Genomic DNA, 15,500 nt, shown 5'->3' with positions numbered 1-15,500 from the left:
GCCCGCGCCCGACGACCCGCGCCCGACGACCCGCGCGCGACGAAAGGACACCCGCCATGGCCGCCGCCCCGTCCCCCCTCGGTGAACCGCTCGTCCGGCGCGAAGGCCGGGAGAAGGTCACCGGGGCCGCCCGCTACGCCGCCGAGCACACCCCGCCGGGCTGCGCCTACGCCTGGCCGGTGCCGGCCACCATCGCCCGCGGCCGGATCACCGCCCTCGACACCACCGCGGCCCTCGCCCTGCCCGGTGTCCACGCGGTGCTCACCCACCTCGACGCGCCCCGTCTGGCCGCCCCCGGGGACCGTACGCTGGCCGTCCTCCAGGACGACCGGGTCCCGCACCGTGGCTGGTACGTCGCCCTGGTCGTCGCCGACGGCCTGGAGACGGCCCGCGCGGCGGCCGAGGAGGTCCACGTCAGCTACGAGCCCGAGCCGCACGACGTACGGCTCACGCCCGATCATCCGGGCCTGTACGAGGCGGAGTTGGCCAACGGCCTCTACCCCGGAACCCGCGAACGGGGCGACTTCGAGGCGGCGTTCGCCGCGGCCCCGGCCACCGTCGATGCGACCTACACCATGCCCCCGCTGCACAACCACCCCATGGAACCGCACGCCTCCACCGCCCGCTGGACCCATGGACACCTCACCGTCCACGACTCCAGCCAGGGCGCCACCAAGGTGCGCGACGACCTCGCCGCCCTGTTCGGCCTCGGCCCGGACGACGTCACGGTCATCTCCGAGCACGTCGGCGGCGGCTTCGGCTCCAAGGGGACGCCCCGCCCCCAGGTCGTCCTGGCCGCGATGGCCGCCCAGGTCACCGGCCGCCCGGTCAAACTGGCTCTGCCGCGCCGCCAGCTGCCCGCCGTCGTCGGGCACCGCGCGCCCACCCTCCAGCGGGTACGCCTCGGCGCGAGCCGCGAGGGCGACCTCACCGTCCTCGCACAGGAGGTCACCACCTACACCTGCACCGTCCGCGGCTTCGTCGAGGGCGCAGCGGTCCCGGCCCGCGTCATGTACGCCTCGCCGCACAGCCGCACCCTGCACCGCGTCGCCGCGCTGGACGTGCCCAGCCCGTCGTGGATGCGGGCCCCGGGCGAGGCCCCCGGGATGTACGCCCTGGAGTGCGCCGTCGACGAACTCGCCGTCCACCTGGACATCGACCCCGTGGAACTGCGGATCCGCAACGAGCCGGACGCCGAACCCGACAGCGGCCGGCCCTTCAGCAGCCGCCACCTCGTGGAATGCCTGCGCCAGGGCGCCGACCGCTTCGGCTGGCTGCCCCGCGACCGGCGGCCGGCCCTGCGCCGCGAGGGAGACCTGCTGGTGGGCACGGGCGTCGCCGCGGCCACCTACCCCTACGTCCTGGTCGGCGGATCCGCCGCCGAGGCCCGCGCCCACCCCGACGGCACCTACCGCATCCGCGTGAACGCCACCGACATCGGCACCGGCGCCCGCACCGTCCTCGCGCAGATCGCCGCCGCCGCACTCGGCGCGCCCGAGGACCACATCCGTATCGAGATCGGCAGCAGCGACCTGCCGCCCGGGGTGCTGGCCGGCGGCTCCGGCGGCACCGCCTCCTGGGGCTGGGCCGTGCACAAGGCCGCGACCGCGCTGGTGGCACGGCTGCGCGAGGAGCCCGGCCCGCTCCCGCCCAACGGGCTGGCGGCCACCGCGGACACCTACCAGGAGGCCGCCGCAACCAGCCCCTACGCCCGGCACTCCTTCGGCGCCCACTTCGCCGAGGTGCAGGTCGACACCGTCACCGGGGAGGTAAGGGTGCGCCGTCTGCTGGGCATGTTCGCGGCCGGCCGGATCCTCAACCCCCGCACCGCGCGTTCCCAGCTCATCGGCGGGATGACCATGGGGCTGGGCATGGCCCTGACGGAGGACTGCGAACTGGACCCCGTCCACGGCGACTTCACCGCCTGCGATCTGGCCTCCTACCACGTGCCGGTCTGCGCCGACATCCACGGCATCGAGGTGCACTGGATCGACGAGGACGATCCGCACCTCAACCCGATGGGCAGCAAGGGCATCGGCGAGATCGGCATCGTCGGCACCGCGGCGGCCCTGGCGAACGCGTTCTGGCATGCCACCGGGATCCGGCTGCGCGACCTTCCGCTCACCCCGGACAAGGTCCTGGAACGCCTGAGCGGCTGAGGGGCCGTCCGGACCCGTACGGCCGCCCGATCGCGGCAGGAAGGGTTGCGGGGCCGGTCCCACGGGGGAACTCTGTCACCTCTGGTCGGCCATATGTCATCCCGCACGCTCAGATGAGCCCGACGCTGAGGAGTCACGACCATGACCCTGCCCCTTGACCGCCACTACGCGGTCGACCTGCACGCCTCGGCGGAACGCATGCCGCAGATCCGGCGCATCCTGGCCGCGCATCTGAGGTACTGGCGGCTCGAACCACATATCCCGTCGGTGTGCCGGGGCGTGACGGAACTGCTGGCCAATGTGCACCGCCATATCGGCCCCGGCGCCCGCTGCACCGTGGAACTGCGCCACGACGGGTGCCGGCTGACGGCCTCGGTGGCCGACGACGGCCCGCGGCTGCCTGCCCTGCCCGCCACCCTCGGCGGCGGACTGGCGACGGTGGCGGCCCTCAGCGACAGCTGGGGCACCTGCGGGACCGCCACGGGCAAAGTCATCTGGTTCAGCCGACGGCTCGGAACGGCCCCCGCGCCCCGGACCCCGCTGCACACCGTCCCGGAGGTGACGGCGCAGCCGGAACCGCTGACGTCCCTCGCTTGACGGCGCGATCCGGCCGCTCCCGACACACCGTCAGGGGCGGCCGGGCCACGTCGGTTACGATCGCGGCATGTCAACGGCTCGGTCGCCCCGGCACAGTGCACGGGACCGCGGTGCAGCGGTCCCGTTCCGGCTGCTGTGGCCGACGCTGCTGGTGCTGTTCGGCGTGCTGCTCGTCCATGGCGCGGGCGCCGAGAACGCGGGGCATGCGGCATCCTCCGTCCCGGTCATGGCGGTGAACGCGTCCGTTCATGCCGGCCACAGTGACCACGGCGAGCACCCCGGGCCGCCCGCCCCCGTGCACTCCCACGAGCTGTGCGTATCCGGCCATCCGCAGCAGGGCGGCGAACTGACCCCGCCCTGTCCCGCACCGGGGACCACGAGTGCCGTGTACGCGGCCGGTCCGGTCCGGGCCGCCGCGGCCCGCGGTGTGCCGCTGCCGCCACCGTTGCGCAGCGCTACGGGCTCCGTCGTCCAGCAGGTCTAGATTTCCGGCCGTTCCGGCCCAGGCGCGCATCGCCTACGAGCTGCCCGCTGCCCCCCGACCCGCCGCATGTGCGCGCCGCTGCCGCGCGCCCGCGAGGCGGTGCTCGCCACGGAGGACCCGTGTCCCTTCGTTCCCGTCCGCGTACCCGTGCCCGCGTCCGTACCCCTGCCCGCGTCCGTACCCGTGCCCCTGTCCGGCGGGCCGCCGTACTCCTGCTTCTCGCCGGACTGTTGCTGACCGCACCGCCGTGTGCCCACGCGGGCGGCGGCCACCACCGTGCCGCCGGACCGGTGGCGGCCGCGGCACAGCGTCCCGAGCGCGCCGATATGCGCACCCCCGTGCTCGAGGCCGTCCAGAGCGACGGCCCGCACACCGCCTGCGGACCCGGACCGTCCGGACAGCTGCCGAAGGGGCGGGCGGACGGGAGCGGCGCCCCGCCGACGGCGCCCGTCACGGCGAGCGGGACCGTGCCGCCACCGTCCGTACGCCGACGGGCCGCGCCGGACCGGCCGCCGCGCACCGGCCGGACCACGCTCGCCGTCCTGTGCAGGTGCCGGATATAGGAGCCGCCCGCGCGGCCGGTCACCCCGCCGGCCGCCGCGCGCCGTGCCCGACCGGCCGGCGCGCGAGAGGAGCGTCCCTGTCCCGCACACCGAACGAGAGCGACCGATGCACTCTCTTCCCACCCTGACCACGCCTCCCGCCAGCCCCGACCCCACCCACCGCACCCCAGGCCCCCCGGCCCCCGGGATGTCCGGCCTCGTCGGCAACACCCCCGTCCTCTACATCTCCGCACCGCTCACCCCGCCCGGCCGCGGGTTCTGGGCGAAACTGGAGGGCCGTAACCCCGGCGGCATCAAGGACCGCCCGGGGCTGCACATGGTCGAACGCGCCCGCGCCCGCGGCGCCCTGCGGCCCGGCGGCCGGATCATCGAATCCACCAGCGGCACCCTCGGGCTGGGCCTGGCGCTCGCCGGGATGGTGCACGGCCACCCCGTCACCCTGGTCACCGACCCCGGCCTGGAACCCTCGATGACCCGCCTGCTGACCGCCTACGGCGCGCGGATCGACCTCGTCCCCGAACCCCACCCCAGCGGCGGCTGGCAGCAGGCGCGCCGCGACCGGGTGGCCCGCCTGCTGGCCGAGCACCCCGGCTCCTGGTGCCCCGACCAGTACCACAACCCCGACAACACCGCCGCCTACCTGCCGCTGGCGCTCGAACTCGCCGCACAGCTCGGCCATGTCGACCTGCTGGTGTGCAGCGTCGGTACCGGCGGTCACTCCGCCGGCATCTCCCGGGTGCTGCGCCAGCTCTATCCCGAACTGCGGCTCGTCGGCGTCGACACCATCGGCTCGACCATCTTCGGACAGCCCGCCCGGCCCCGGCTGATGCGCGGCCTGGGCTCCAGCATCTATCCGCGCAACGTCGCCTACGACCAGTTCAGCGAGGTGCACTGGGTCGCACCGGGCGAGGCGGTGCACACCTGCCGACGGCTGGCGGCCTCGCACTACGCCACCGGCGGCTGGAGCGTGGGCGCGGTCGCGCTGGTCGCGGGCTGGCTGTGCCGCACCGAGCCGCCCGGGACCCGTATCGCCGCGGTCTTCCCGGACGGGCCGCAGCGCTATCTGGAGACGGTCTACGACGACGCGTACTGCGCCGCCCACGGACTGCTCGACGCGCCGCCCGCGGAGGGGCCGCAGACGGTGGCGCGGCCGGACGAGAGGGAGGTCACCGCCTGGAGCCGGTGTGCCGCCGTCGTCGATCCGCTCACCCTGCGCGCCCCGGGCACCGAGGAGGCGGGCCGGTGAAGGGTCTCCTCGTCCAGGTGCGGTCCTACGACCGCAGCGTCCGCCTCCTGATGGCCAATCAGTTCACCATCAACCTCGGCTTCTACATGCTGATGCCGTATCTGGCCGCCCATCTGTCCGGCACGCTGGGACTGGCAGGATGGCTGGTCGGGCTGGTCCTCGGCGTCCGCAACTTCAGCCAGCAGGGGATGTTCCTGGTCGGCGGCACGCTGGCCGACCGGTTCGGGTACAAGCCGCTGATCGTGGCCGGCTGTGTGCTGCGCACCGTCGGCTTCGCCACCCTCGGCCTGGTCGACTCGCTGCCCGCGCTGCTGGCGGCGTCCGCGGCCACCGGGCTCGCCGGGGCGCTGTTCAACCCGGCGGTACGGGCCTATCTGGCCGCCGGGGCGGGCGAGCGCCGGCTGGAGGCGTTCGCGCTGTTCAACGTCTTCTACCAGGCGGGCATTCTGCTCGGCCCGCTGGTGGGCATGGTGCTGACCGGGCTGGACTTCCGCGTCACCTGCCTGGTCGCGTCCGGGATCTTCGCGGTGCTGAGCCTGGTGCAGATCCGCGCGCTGCCGGCCCGCGGGGACGACGGGCAGGCGCGCGGCGACGGCGCGGGGACGGTGCGCGCCCAATGGCGGCGGGTGCTGGCCAACCGGCCGTTCCTGCTCTTCTCCGGCGCCATGACCGGCGCCTATGTGCTCTCGTTCCAGGTCTATCTGGCGCTGCCGCTGGAGGTGAAACGCCTGGGCGGCGAGGGGCGGTTCGGCACCGCCGCGGTGGCGGCGCTGTTCGCCGTGTCGGGGCTGAGCACCATCGCCGGGCAGACCAGGGTGACGGCCTGGTGCAAGGCCCGCCTGGCGCCCGGCCGGGCCCTGGCCTGGGGGCTGCTGGCGATGGGGCTGGCGTTCGTGCCGGTCCTGGCGGCCGGTGCGCTACCGGTGCCCGGACCGGGCGTGGCCCGCTGGGCGCTGGCGGCGCTGCCGCCGGCGCTGGCCGCCCTGCTGCTCGCCGTCGGCACGATGATCACCTACCCGTTCGAGATGGACACCCTCGTCCGGCTGTGCGGTGACCGCCTCGTCGCCACCCACTACGGGCTCTACAACACCATCTGCGGGATCGGCATCACCCTGGGCAACCTGCTGACCGGCGCGGCCCTGGACGCCTCCCGCGCGGCGGGGCTGCCCGCGCTGCCCTGGATCGCCCTCTGGGCGCTGGGCCTGGTGTGCAGCGCCGCGCTGTACGGACTGCACCGTACCGGCCGGCTCGGCCCGGCCGCGGCGGTGCCGCAGCCGGCACCGGCCTGAGCACACCGGCGGCCGCCCCCGGATGCGGGGGCGGCCGCCACCGCCGCCCCGACCAGCAAGTTCGCCCCACGTACCGCGTGATGTCACATCTGCGATACCCCCCCTTCCCTGGCACTCGTTCCTCTTGGAACACTCTGCTCAGTCCCGTGTCCGCACAGACCCGCACACCGCTGCACCCGACCGATCCCCGAAATCCCCCACAGACGACGAGGTTTCGCACTCATGCCTGACGTCAACCGGCGACGCTTCCTCCAGATAGCCGGTGCCACCGCCGGTGCCACCGCCCTCTCCAGCAGCATCGCCCGCGCCGCGGCCATCCCCGCCACGCGGCGTACCGGTTCCCTCAAGGACGTCGAGCACATCGTCGTCCTGATGCAGGAGAACCGTTCCTTCGACCACTACTTCGGCGCCATGAAGGGCGTCCGCGGCTTCGGCGACCCGCGCCCGCTCACACTGCCCAGCGGCAAGTCGGTCTGGCACCAGGCCAACGGCGGCACGGACGTCCTGCCCTACCACCCGGACGCCGACAACCTCGGCATGCAGTTCATCGAGGGCCTCAACCACGACTGGGCCGGCGGCCACAAGGCATGGAACGACGGCAAGTACGACAACTGGATCCCCGCCAAGGGGACCGGCACGATGGCCCATCTGACGCGCAAGGACATCCCGTTCCACTACGCGCTCGCCGATACGTTCACCATCTGTGACTCGTACCACTGCTCGATCATCGGGGCCACCGACCCCAACCGCTACTACATGTTCTCCGGCCACGTCGGCAACGACGGCTCGGGCGGCGGCCCGGTCCTGGGCAACGAGGAGGCGGGCTACAGCTGGACGACCTACCCCGAGCGCCTGGAGAAGGCCGGCGTCTCCTGGAAGGTCTACCAGGACATCGGCGACGGCCTGGACGCCAACGGCAAGTGGGGCTGGATCGACGACGCCTACCGCGGCACCTTCGGCGACAACTCGCTGCTCTTCTTCAACCAGTACCGCAACGCCAAGCCCGGCGACCCGCTCTACGACAAGGCCCGCACCGGCACCAACGCCAAGGCGGGCGACGGCTACTTCGACCACCTGAAGGCCGACGTCAAGGCCGGCAAGCTCCCCAAGATCTCGTGGGTCGTCGCCCCCGAGGCGTTCTCCGAGCACCCCAACTGGCCCGCCAACTACGGCGCCTGGTACGTCTCGCAGGTCCTGGACGCGCTCACCTCCAACCCCGAGGTGTGGAGCAAGACCGCGCTGTTCATCACCTACGACGAGAACGACGGCTACTTCGACCACGTCCTGCCGCCGTTCCCGCCGGCCGACGCCAACCAGGGCCTGTCCACCGTGGACTCGTCCCTCGACCACTTCTCCGGCAACGCCGGCTACACCGCCGGCCCCTACGGTCTGGGCCAGCGCGTCCCGATGCTCGTCGTCTCCCCCTGGAGCACCGGCGGCTACGTCTGCTCCGAGGTCCTCGACCACACCTCCATCATCCGCTTCATGGAGCAGCGCTTCGGCGTCCACGAGCCCAACATCTCGCCCTGGCGCCGCGCCATCTGCGGCGATCTGACCGCCGCCTTCGACTTCGGCCTGGACAACCCCAAGCCCGCCCCGCTGCCGGACACCCACGCCTACCAGCCGCCGGACAACAAGCGGCACGACAGCTACGTCCCCAAGCCGCCCGCCAACCCCGTGCTGCCCAAGCAGGAGACCGGCTCCCGGCCCACCCGCCCGCTGCGCTACGCACCGCTGACCGACGGCGCGGGCTCGCCCGGCGACGGCAAGTACACCCTCACCTTCAGCGCCGGTGACAAGGCCGGCGCCTGTTTCACCGTCACCGCCGGCAACCGCGGCGACGGGCCGTGGACCTACACCACCCAGGCCGGCAAGAAGATCTCCGACACCTGGAACACCAAGTACTCCAACGGTGTCTACGACCTGACGGTGCACGGCCCCAACGGCTTCTTCCGTGTCTTCAAGGGCACCGGCAAGACCGCCGGCCCCGAGGTCACCGCCCGCCATGACGCGGCCACCGGGAACGTCACCCTGACCATGACCAACACCGCCGGCGCCGACTGCCATCTGACGGTCACCAACGCCTACGGCGGCGCGAGCGAGACCTTCACGGTGCGCGTCGGCGCCACCGTCAAGCACACCGTGGACCTGCGCGCCAGCAAGCGCTGGTACGACGTGTCGGTCTCCTCGGACGGGGACTTCTCGTACCTGCGCCGGTTCGCCGGACACGTCGAGAACGGGCAGCCGGGCGTCAGCGACCCGGCCCTCATCACAGGCTGAGCGACCGGACGCCGGGGCCGGTACCCATGTACCGGCCCCGGCGCATGCTCATCCCCCGTCCCCGGCGCGCCCACCGGTGAACGGGCGGCGGGTACGCCGAACGACGGCTTCGGCTCGCCCGGCGGCGGCGGCCGGTGTCTAGTGGGTCGCGACGACCCCAGGGAGCCGCCATGCCCTTCTCGCCGTGCCGCCGGTCCCACCGCGCCGTGGCGGCCGCCGTCCTCCTTCTCGCGACGGCCCTGACCGGCTGCACCACCACGGGCGAGGGCGGCGGGTCGACCGCGACTCCTCACTCGCCCGCACAGTCGACCGCCACGAGCGGCGCGATCCGCATCATCATCAAGGACTTCACCTACGTCCCGGCCGTGCTGACCGTGCGCCCCGGCGTGAAGATCACCGTCGACAACAAGGACTCCGCGCCGCACACCGTGACCGCCTCCGGCGGCAAGGGGGGCTTCGACACCGGCACCATCAAGGGTGGCGCGACCGCCACCTTCACGGCGCCCGGCAAGCCGGGCAGCTACCCGTACTTCTGCGATATCCACGAGTACATGAAGGGCAAGCTCACCGTCCGCGGCTGAGCACCGGAAAGGCGGGCGGCAGCGGTGGCCTCACACTTCGTCACACGGATCGCGGCACGGCTGGTGGCCGCGGCCGGGCTGGCCGTGAACGCCTATGTCCACGCCGATCTCGCCGCCGAGCACGACCCCGTCGTGGCGACCCTCAGCGAGGGCACGCTCTTCCGCGTCGAGGCCGCCCTCGCCGCGCTCGCGGCGCTGCTCGTCCTGCTGTGGCGCCGGCCCGCGTCCGACGCCTTCGCCTGCATCGTCGCCGGCGGCGGGCTCGTCCTGCTGCTGCTCTACCGCTATGTCGACGTCGGCCGGCTGGGCCCGCTGCCCGGTATGTACGACCCGGCCTGGACCGGCGAGAAGAAACTCGCCGCCCTCGCCCAGGCCGTCACCGTCGTGGCCACCGGCTATCTGCTGCTCACCCGGCCCCGCACCCTGGCCCGGCACCGGCGCTGACCGGCATCCGGGCCGGCGGTCACTTCAGCGCGCTGCGCTGCTGCCACTGCTGCCAGGACTCCTGCCAGACCTCCAGGCCGTTGCCGACGTCGGTCCTGTTGGGGTTGCTGGTGCCCTTGACCTCGACGGTGGAGCCGATGGTCAGGAAGTCGAAGACCTTCTTGGCGTCGCCGGTGGTCATCCCGAAGCAGCCGTGGCTGGTGTTGGCCACGCCGATCTGGTGGTTCCAGGGCGCGGAGTGCAGAAAGGTGCCGGAGGCGGTGAGGTGGGTGACCCACTTCGAGTCCAGCATCCACTCCTTGCCGTGGCCGATGGTGGAGGAGTCCATGGTTTCGGCGGCGTTCTTGCTGCGTACGGTGTGCACACCGCCGCGGGTCGGGTCCTGCGGGGAGCCCGCGGAGCCGACGACGCTGCCGACCTTCCTGCCGTTCTCGTACATGGTCAGGGTGTGCGAGGGCACATCGATGACGGCCTTGTGGTCGGCGCCTATGGAGAAGCCGAAGTTGTAGTCCCGGGCGAACCAGCCGCCCGTGGAGCCGGAGTCGATTCCGGCCAGCGCGCCCTTGACGGAGACCTTGGTGCCCGCGGGCCAGTAGTCCTTGGGCCGCCAGTCGATCCGGTCCTTGCCGGAGTAGTCCTTGACCCAGCCCCAGGCGCCCTGGACGTGCGGCTGGGTGGTGACCTTCAGCGCCTTTTCGATCTCGGCCCGCCGGCCGGTGGCTATCGGGTGGTCGAAGAGGATCGATATCGGCATGCCGGTGCCCACGGTCTGCCCGCCGCCCGGGGTGTTGGTGAGCTTGTTGACCTTGTCGGCCTGCTCGGTGGTGAAGACCGAGGTGACGGCGGAATCCTTGCCGCCGTCGGACGTCGTCCGGGTGCGGACGGTGTAGGTGGTCTTCGGGCGCACCTTGCCGGCCGACTTCCACGTCGTGCCGTCGGCGGCCAGCTTGCCCTCGACCCGGGAGCCCTGGTCGTCCTTGACGTCAACGGAGGTGAGCTTGCCGCCGGAGGCCCGCACGGATATCGGCGAGCCGAGCGCGGCCGCCTTGCTGCCCGCGGCCGGGGTGACGCTCACCTTGGCGGCGGGCTCGTCCGCCTTCGACGTGGCGGCGCCGGCGCCCCCGCCGCATGCGGTCAGCACGGTGGCCGTCGCGAGCAGCACGGGCAGGAAACGGGCCGGGTGGCGGCGGGGTGCGGCGTGCACGAAGCTCCTCCAAAACAGACAGCTGACGGCGGGAAAACCGCCACAGATGAAGAGGGTTTGTCTGTTTCGGAGGTTGTCTGGGGGGATCGGCGATCTATGACACGGTTCCGTAACGGACTGTTCCGTAACAGGAAGTGGCCTCGGCGCGGTGACCGGTTACGGCCGTGGCCGGGCCCGTCACCGCATCAGCTGCTCTGCCCCGATTCCCCGCCCGTCTCCTGGGGCGAGGGCGTGGTGGGTGTCTCGGAGCCCGTGCCCGAGGTGGTGCCGGTCGTTTCCGGCGCGCTGGGGGAGGACTCGGAGGTGGACGGGTTCGAGGGCGTCTCGGAGCCCGGCGACTGCGACGGGGACGGCGACCCGGTGGTCGGTCCGGGGGAGGGGGCCCAGGTGTCCGAACCGCCCTCGGTGCCGCGGGGGCGGTCGAAGTACTGGTTCGTCTCCGGGTCGTAGAGGACGAAGGAGCGCATCTCGGTGGTGGCCCGCGACACGGCCACCGTGTTCGCGGCGCGGTAGCCGGGCCAGGCCGTACCGCTCGTCTTCGCCTCGCTGGACAGCGGCTCCGGCTCGGCCAGCGGATTGCCGCAGGCGCAGCGCACCCGCGGCAATCCGCGGGAGTCGATCAGGACGGCGCTGCCAGCCTGGAGCACCGACTGGAAGGCGGTGGCCTTGCCGTCCCGGAAGCCGTGGTTGGTGGCGAGGGTGTCCTTGCGCAGCTGTACGGGCGTCAGCGAGCGCAGGAAGGACGGTACGGCGCCGACGTCGATGCCCTCCGTGCCGGCGAACGCGAGGGCCTTGGCCCGGTCGGCCTCCAGGAAGCTGATCTGCTGCTCGACATCGCAGCTGGCGGCGTTGCGGCTGCCGCCGTACAGGCCGGGCTCGGAACCGCGGTAGTTGGGGACGCCGGTCGTGGCGCCCGACGGGGTGCCGGGTGAGGCGCTCGGCGACGGCGGCGGGGAGGACTCGGTGGCCGACGACCGGGTGAACGGGTCGCGGCCGTTCGCGGCGGCCGGCTGGAGCACCACCTCGCCCGCGCCGCCGCCCGGACGGGTCAGGACGACGATCACGACGACGGCCGCCACCAGGGCGGCCGCGACGATCGCCACCCGGGGCGCGGACCGCCACCACGGCACCCCACCGCCCGGCCCCCCGGCCCCGCCGCCTCCACCGCCGCCCCCGCCCCCGCCGTCCCCCGGCCCACCGCCGCCGGGCCCGCGCGGCCGGTCCACCTCGGTGGGCGGCCCACCGGCCCGGGTCGGCTCGGAGACCGGGCCGGACGAGGGGCCCGACGAGGGGCCGGAGAGCGGGCCCGACGGCGGACCGGTCGGGTGGCTGTCGGGCGGCGGTGCAGATGTCACGGCTCCCTCTTCCGGTGTCTCTTCCGACGCGCAACGTGCAGAGGGGTTGCGGCGCGCAGCGTGCCTACGGCTCATGGGGCACGCGAGCCCATCCGGCGCAGCTGGACATACGGGCCCATCCGGCGCAGCGAACTCTCCCTCTGCCCGCTTTTGTCAATATTCGTGCCATTGTGTGCCGGTGGTCGGCGTCGTCCGCAAGCGGGGTGGACCGCCTGTGCTTACCGTGGGGACGTCCCCCGGTCCGGCCCCAGGGTCCGGCCCGTCCTTCGGCGTCGGCAGGAGACCGCGTGAGCCAGCCGCAAGGCCCCGCACCCGGTGGTCCCCTCCGCCTCTGGGGACAGGCCCTGGCCGCCGCAGCCGCAGGCATCATCGCCATGTGGGTGGTCGCCGCGATCGGCCTCCAGGCCGCGGGCGCCGGGGACCTGCCCGGCTACGCCTTCCCCCACGTCGTGGCCGCCGCCGTCACCGTCGCGGCGGGCGGCACGATCGACCTGACCGGCGACGCCGGCAGCATCGCCCAGGCCCACGCCGTCCTCGATGCCGTACCCCTGTCGGTGACCCTGGCCGGCGCCCTGGCCACCGCCGCCGTCTTCCTGCGCCCGCTACGCCACCGGGCGGTCGCCACCGGCCGCGAACTGCTCGCCCGCCTCGCCCGTACGACCGTGTGCTGGCTGCTGCTCCTGCTGTGCGTCGCCCTCGCCGCGCACCACACCTTCACGATCTCCGTCGGCAACGACCTCGCCGACCGGATCGGCGCGGAGATCGGTGCGACCCCCACCGTCGGCTTCGGCGCCGACGTACCCGCCACGCTCGGCACCGGCCTGCTCTGGGTGCTGGCGCTGCTCGCGCTCACCTTCCTCGTCTCCCGTCGGGCTCCCCTCTCCTCCCCGCTGCTGCGCCTGGCGACCGCCCTCCGGCCGCCCGCCTTCGCCATGGCACTGGCGCTGCTCACCTATGTGGCCGTCGGCCTGATCACCGCCGTCGTCGTACTGATCACCGAGGGGCACCCGGCCCAGACCGTCGCGGTGGTCTTCCTCGGCCTGCCGAACCTGGCCTGGCTGGCGCTGGGCATCGGCACCGGCGGTGCCTGGAGCGGCCATGTCGACAAGGCCATCGGGCTGCCCGTCCCGCAGGTGCTCGACGACATCCTGCGCACCCGCCACGGACAGCGCACCCTCGACCTGGGCGCCGTCGTCGCCCGGGACGCCCGCGGCTGGCTCCTGGTGGCGCTGGCCGCAGTGGTCCTGCTCACCGCCGCCTTCCTCGCCGCGGTCCGCTCCCCGGCCACCACACCCACCTGGCGGCACGCCACCAAAATGGCCGTGGCCCTCGCCCTCACCCTCCTCGCCGTCGGCCTCCTCACCCGCATCCTCGCCCGCTACGGCCTCTCCCTGATCGGCATCGGCAACCTCGGCGGCAACCTGGGCGGCGAAGTCGTCCTGCTCCCGCAACTGCCCCGCCTGCTCCTGGCGGGCGCGGCATCCGGCCTGGTCACCGGGGGTGTGGGCAGCCTGCTGGCACGGCGGGTACGGCATCGGGGGGAGGTGGGGGAGCAACGGCCCCCAGCCTGAGGCTGTCCGCGGGGGTGGGCAGGAAACGCGCAGCGGGCCCGATACCGCCCCCGGATCACCGTCCCCGGATCACCGCCCCGGGATCACCGCCCCGGGATCACCGCCCCGGGATCACCGCCCCCGGATCACCGCCCCCGGATCACCGCCCCGGGAACACCGGCGTCGCCCAGCGCGGCGGTGGTGGGGGAGTGGCGGGGGACATGGGGGTGGAGGAGGCGTCGACCTGGGTGGCGGGGGGTGGGGGACGGGTGCCCGTGGTGGCGTGGCGGCCTGCTGCGCGCAGGGCCGTGATGAACTCGCGGCAGGTTTCGTGGCGTTCCTCGGGGGATTTGGCCAGTGAGCGGGTCAGCACCGTGTCGACGCCCGGTGGCAGGTCCGGGCGTTGCCCGGAGAGGACGGGCGGCGGGTCGTACTGGTGCGCCCACAGCAGTGCCATGTCGTCGTCGCGGCGGAACGGGGGCGCTCCGGTCAGCATCTCGTACAGGACGCAGGCCAGGCTGTAGACGTCGCAACGGCCGTCCACCGGGCGGCCCGAGATCTGTTCGGGGGCCACGTAGTCGAGGGTGCCGACGAACTGTCCGACGCTGGTGAAGCCGGTCAGCGACAGCGACTTCTTCGTCAGTCCGAAGTCGGTGAGGTAGGCGTGTTCGGGGCGGTCGGTGTCGGTGCCCTCGGCGATGAGGATGTTGCCGGGTTTGACGTCGCGGTGCACCAGGTCGTGGTCGTGGGCGGCGTCCAGGGCGGAGGCCACCTGGAGGCCGATCCGGCAGGCGGTCTCCAGCGGCAGCGGCCCCTCGCGGTCGAGCAGCGCCCGCAGATCCCGCCCTTTGACGTAGCGCATGGCGATGAACAGGACGCCCTCGGTCTCCCCGGCCTCGAAGACCGGCACGATGTGCGGATGGTCGATGGCGGCGGCCACCCGCGACTCGTGGACGAAGCGTTTGCGGAAGGTGTCGTTACGGGCCAGTTCGGGCGCCAGCAGTTTGACCGCGACCGTGCGGCCGAGGCGCAGGTCCTCCGCCTTGTAGACGACCGCCATGCCGCCACGGCCGATCTCGTCCTGGAGGAGGTATCCGGCGATCCGGCGCCCGCGCATCCCGGAGGAGTCGGGCGCGGTCGAACGCTCGGGGTGGTCCGGCTCCCCGGCGTTCATCGTGCGTCACCGTACGCGGGAGAGGGGTCCGGGGCCTCGGGCGCGCCGCCGTCCCCGCCGTCCCCCGCAGTCCCGCCCCCCTCCACCGAAGGCTCCGCCGTCACCGCATACGTCTCCAGTGACACCCCGTCGCAGTAGCACCACCGCTCGTGCCGCGCGTCGTACAGCCACACCGCGTCGCCGTCCACCACCACCCCCACCCGCAGGCCCCGGGTCCGTGACCCGAACGACTCGCCGTCCAGTCGGCCCGCGGCCAGTTCCTCGACCAGGCGGCGGTAGCGGGCCAGTTCGCTCTCGACGGCGCCCAGCAGCGGACGGGGGTCCGCGGTCCGGGCGGGCGCCGCCCCGGCGGCGGGGGGATCGCGCGGGACGGACAGCAGCAGCCGGCCGTCCACCCAGGCGGACCAGCCGTTGGAGCACAGCGCCAGCGCCCAGTCGCCCCGCCGGTCGACGACCTGGACGGGCAGCAGCGGGTCCAGCGGCACGGTCGGCCGGGCGGCGTCCGGCGCCGACCAGGCCGCCATCCCGTCCGGCGGGACGATATGGCTGGGAAGGAATGCAGGCGCGGTCACAG

General features: G+C 73.3%; 14 protein-coding genes. 10 read left to right on the top strand and 4 right to left on the bottom strand.

Going from position 1 to position 15,500, the window contains the following annotated elements; genetic code table 11:
* The first annotated feature begins 56 nt into the window (after positions 1–56).
* The 9 genes from SNA_RS28965 to SNA_RS28925 all read left to right on the top strand — a co-directional run bounded on the left by SNA_RS28965 (position 57) and on the right by SNA_RS28925 (position 9,643).
* Positions 57–2,159: a xanthine dehydrogenase family protein molybdopterin-binding subunit gene (locus SNA_RS28965; protein WP_044367524.1), complete on the top strand. Its 2,103-nt coding sequence runs from the start codon at positions 57–59 to the stop codon at positions 2,157–2,159.
* Between the two features lie 141 nt (positions 2,160–2,300).
* Positions 2,301–2,756 carry an ATP-binding protein gene (locus tag SNA_RS28960; protein ID WP_044367521.1) on the top strand — a complete coding sequence of 152 codons (456 nt, stop codon included), beginning with the start codon at positions 2,301–2,303 and terminating at the stop codon, positions 2,754–2,756.
* 67 nt (positions 2,757–2,823) lie between these two features.
* Positions 2,824–3,240 (top strand): hypothetical protein, encoded by a 417-nt coding sequence (locus SNA_RS28955; protein ID WP_030069032.1) that lies wholly within the window; start codon positions 2,824–2,826, stop codon positions 3,238–3,240.
* A gap of 119 nt (positions 3,241–3,359) precedes the next feature.
* Positions 3,360–3,803, top strand: coding sequence for a hypothetical protein (locus tag SNA_RS28950; RefSeq protein ID WP_044367519.1), 444 nt, complete (start codon positions 3,360–3,362; stop codon positions 3,801–3,803).
* 187 nt (positions 3,804–3,990) lie between these two features.
* On the top strand, positions 3,991–5,049 hold the full coding sequence (locus SNA_RS28945; RefSeq protein ID WP_037792332.1) for a PLP-dependent cysteine synthase family protein: 1,059 nt from the start codon (positions 3,991–3,993) through the stop codon (positions 5,047–5,049).
* Positions 5,046–6,338 carry an MFS transporter gene (locus SNA_RS28940; RefSeq protein ID WP_044367517.1) on the top strand — a complete coding sequence of 431 codons (1,293 nt, stop codon included), beginning with the start codon at positions 5,046–5,048 and terminating at the stop codon, positions 6,336–6,338. Before SNA_RS28945 ends, SNA_RS28940 begins: the two co-directional genes overlap by 4 nt.
* A 222-nt stretch (positions 6,339–6,560) precedes the next feature.
* Entirely contained in the window at positions 6,561–8,618 is a 2,058-nt protein-coding gene (locus tag SNA_RS28935) for a phosphocholine-specific phospholipase C (protein ID WP_030069037.1), read from the top strand.
* Positions 8,619–8,788: 170 nt separating this feature from the next.
* Positions 8,789–9,199 carry a cupredoxin domain-containing protein gene (locus tag SNA_RS40630; protein ID WP_078970278.1) on the top strand — a complete coding sequence of 137 codons (411 nt, stop codon included), beginning with the start codon at positions 8,789–8,791 and terminating at the stop codon, positions 9,197–9,199.
* A 24-nt stretch (positions 9,200–9,223) separates the two neighbouring features.
* Complete coding sequence (locus tag SNA_RS28925; RefSeq protein ID WP_030069041.1) at positions 9,224–9,643, top strand: hypothetical protein; 420 nt, start codon at positions 9,224–9,226, stop codon at positions 9,641–9,643.
* A gap of 19 nt (positions 9,644–9,662) precedes the next feature.
* Here SNA_RS28925 and SNA_RS28920 read toward each other — a convergent pair whose 3' ends face one another.
* Positions 9,663–10,847, bottom strand: coding sequence for a L,D-transpeptidase (locus SNA_RS28920; protein WP_241779884.1), 1,185 nt, complete (start codon positions 10,845–10,847; stop codon positions 9,663–9,665).
* Between the two features lie 185 nt (positions 10,848–11,032).
* Positions 11,033–12,202 (bottom strand): DUF6777 domain-containing protein, encoded by a 1,170-nt coding sequence (locus tag SNA_RS44430; RefSeq protein ID WP_044367515.1) that lies wholly within the window; start codon positions 12,200–12,202, stop codon positions 11,033–11,035.
* Between the two features lie 287 nt (positions 12,203–12,489).
* Here SNA_RS44430 and SNA_RS28910 point away from each other — a divergent pair, with 287 nt between their 5' ends.
* Positions 12,490–13,773 carry a streptophobe family protein gene (locus tag SNA_RS28910; RefSeq protein ID WP_052809006.1) on the top strand — a complete coding sequence of 428 codons (1,284 nt, stop codon included), beginning with the start codon at positions 12,490–12,492 and terminating at the stop codon, positions 13,771–13,773.
* Positions 13,774–13,912: 139 nt separating this feature from the next.
* Here the strand turns inward: SNA_RS28910 and SNA_RS28905 are convergent, their stop codons facing one another.
* The gene (locus tag SNA_RS28905; protein WP_030066246.1) at positions 13,913–14,926 is read right to left on the bottom strand and encodes a serine/threonine-protein kinase; all 1,014 of its coding nucleotides are present in this window, start codon (positions 14,924–14,926) and stop codon (positions 13,913–13,915) included.
* Complete coding sequence (locus SNA_RS28900; protein ID WP_030066245.1) at positions 14,923–15,498, bottom strand: hypothetical protein; 576 nt, start codon at positions 15,496–15,498, stop codon at positions 14,923–14,925. The genes SNA_RS28905 and SNA_RS28900 overlap by 4 nt, the downstream gene beginning before the upstream one ends.
* Between the last annotated feature and the right edge of the window lie 2 nt (positions 15,499–15,500).

The organism is Streptomyces natalensis ATCC 27448 (assembly GCF_000935125.1).
Lineage (GTDB): Bacteria > Actinomycetota > Actinomycetes > Streptomycetales > Streptomycetaceae > Streptomyces > Streptomyces natalensis.
This window is presented reverse-complemented; position numbering and strand designations above follow the sequence as displayed.

Coding starts and splice junctions, on each gene's coding strand:
- SNA_RS28965 (WP_044367524.1), top strand. CDS start 57: ATGGCCGCCGCCCCGTCCCCCCTCGGTGAACCGCTCGTCCGGCGCGAA.
- SNA_RS28960 (WP_044367521.1), top strand. CDS start 2,301: ATGACCCTGCCCCTTGACCGCCACTACGCGGTCGACCTGCACGCCTCG.
- SNA_RS28955 (WP_030069032.1), top strand. CDS start 2,824: ATGTCAACGGCTCGGTCGCCCCGGCACAGTGCACGGGACCGCGGTGCA.
- SNA_RS28945 (WP_037792332.1), top strand. CDS start 3,991: ATGTCCGGCCTCGTCGGCAACACCCCCGTCCTCTACATCTCCGCACCG.
- SNA_RS28935 (WP_030069037.1), top strand. CDS start 6,561: ATGCCTGACGTCAACCGGCGACGCTTCCTCCAGATAGCCGGTGCCACC.
- SNA_RS40630 (WP_078970278.1), top strand. CDS start 8,789: ATGCCCTTCTCGCCGTGCCGCCGGTCCCACCGCGCCGTGGCGGCCGCC.
- SNA_RS28905 (WP_030066246.1), bottom strand. CDS start 14,926: ATGAACGCCGGGGAGCCGGACCACCCCGAGCGTTCGACCGCGCCCGAC.